Source organism: Micromonospora sp. LOL_015 (assembly GCF_048060275.1).
Classification (GTDB): Bacteria; Actinomycetota; Actinomycetes; order Mycobacteriales; family Micromonosporaceae; genus Micromonospora_E.
The window spans coordinates 1-1913 of sequence record NZ_JBHMIO010000121.1 but is presented as its reverse complement, the minus strand read 5'-3'; the positions used below and the strand labels follow the sequence as shown (position 1 = coordinate 1913).

1 protein-coding gene is annotated in these 1913 nt (G+C 67.9%); it reads left to right on the top strand.

All coding sequences use genetic code 11. From position 1 onward, the window contains the following. Positions 1-682 precede the first annotated feature (682 nt). Positions 683-1913 (top strand): group II intron reverse transcriptase/maturase (gene ltrA / locus ACFHWU_RS29025; protein WP_416592282.1); only part of this gene is annotated, 1231 nt, incomplete at its 3' end.

Genomic DNA, 1913 nt, shown 5'->3' with positions numbered 1-1913 from the left:
GTGCGACACGCAAGTCGCATGAGTACAGCGACACTCATCGAAGGGGGTGCGGCGTGACGTCGCGGATGTAGTGTCCGGTCCCGTGCGCAAGGACCGTCCCCGCCTCGGCGTGCGTCGCGGGTAACCGCGGGGTGCGAAGCCCGGGGAAGGGCCCAAGGACTCCTGTTCCATCCAGGGGTTACCGGCTGGGGAAGACCGGACGGGTGAACGCAAGTGAACCCTCGATGACGCCTCGTCATAGGCACTTCCGCTCGATGGGACGCGCCAGCGGGAGACAGGGGCCAGCCGTTGCAAGGCGGCAGGTGCCGCTCGGAGGAATCTAGCCGGGCGGGAGCGCACCACCGTCCCCGGGGTTCAGAGGGCGCCCTACCCGGTCGTATCTGTCTCATGCGGAACGTGACAACCCCGATGGGGTCCAGACGGACAGTGATTCGGCTGGTAGGCCGCCTGTGAGGGCGGACGATGTCCCAGCGGGCGCAGGACGACCCGAGAAGTGAATGCCGGTGGCCGAAAGGCAGCGGGAAACCGGCGGCGGTGATGCTGGCTCCTCCGCCAGCGGTCGCCGGATAACCGGCCGGATAAGGGCATGTGCCCTGGCCTGAAAGGGCGCTGACGCGGGTCGGGTGAGCCTGCGGAGCTACTGCTGACCACAGCTTCGGAACCGAAGGGCAGGTTAGACACGATGACAGCTCATGCCTTCGCGGTGGCGATGGCGGCTCTCGGCGTGAACGGACCGGAGGACGATCGTGCTGGCTGGGACGCCATCGGTTGGCGGACCTGCGAGGACAACGTACGGCGGCTACGGCAGCGGATCTTCGCGGCGTCGCGGGACGGGGACCTGAAGAAGGTCCGGAACTTGCAGAAGTTGATGCTCCGCTCGCGCAGCAACGCCGTGGTGGCGGTGCGGCGGGTGACGGAGCGCAATGCTGGTCGCAGGACGGCCGGGGTGGACCGGCAGGTCGTGGTGACTGGGGAGCAGAAGGCCGAACTGGCCGACTGGATCCAGAACGACGCCAGGCCGTGGACTCCCCTGCCGGTCAAGCGCGTGTATGTGCCCAAGAGCAACGGCCGCCGTCGCGGCCTCGGGATTCCCGTGATCGCTGACCGGGCGCTGCAAGCCCTGACGGTGAACGCGCTGGAGCCCGAATGGGAGGCCCGGTTCGAGCCGAAATCCTACGGCTTCCGACCAGGTCGTGGCTGCCACGACGCCATCGTGGCCATCCACACGACGTCGAGCCGCACCGACGCCAAACGGCTGTGGGTGCTCGACGCCGACCTAGCGGCGGCGTTCGACCGGCTCGACCACGACCACATTCGCCGGTCGCTGGGCTGGTTCCCCGGACGGGGACTGGTCCGGCAGTGGCTGAAAGCGGGCGTGGTCGAGGACGGCCGGTTCACCCCCACCGAGGAGGGCGCTCCCCAGGGCGGGGTGATCAGTCCGTTGCTCATGAACGTTGCTCTGCACGGCATGGAGACCGCCGCCGGGGTCCGCTACCACGTCACCGGCACCCGTGCCGGGAAGACGATGGACGGTTGCCCGGTCGTGGTCCGCTACGCCGACGATCTGATCGCCTTGTGTCACTCCCGTGAGCAGGCCGAACAGGTCAAGGCGGCACTGGCCGGATGGCTGGCGCCCAGGGGTCTGGTCTTCAACGAGGACAAGACCCGGATCACGCACCTGACCGAGGGCGTGGACTTCCTGGGGTTCAACATCCGCCGCTACCCCAACGGCAAGCTGCTGACCAAGCCGAGTAACGACGCGGTGCGACGGATCCGCAGACGCCTGTCCGTGGAGGTGCGGGCCCTGCGCGGGTCCAACGCCGACGCGATGATCGGCAAGCTCAACCCGATCATCAACGGATGGTGCGCCTACTACCGGATCGGGGTGTCCAAACGCGTGTTCAACGCGCTGG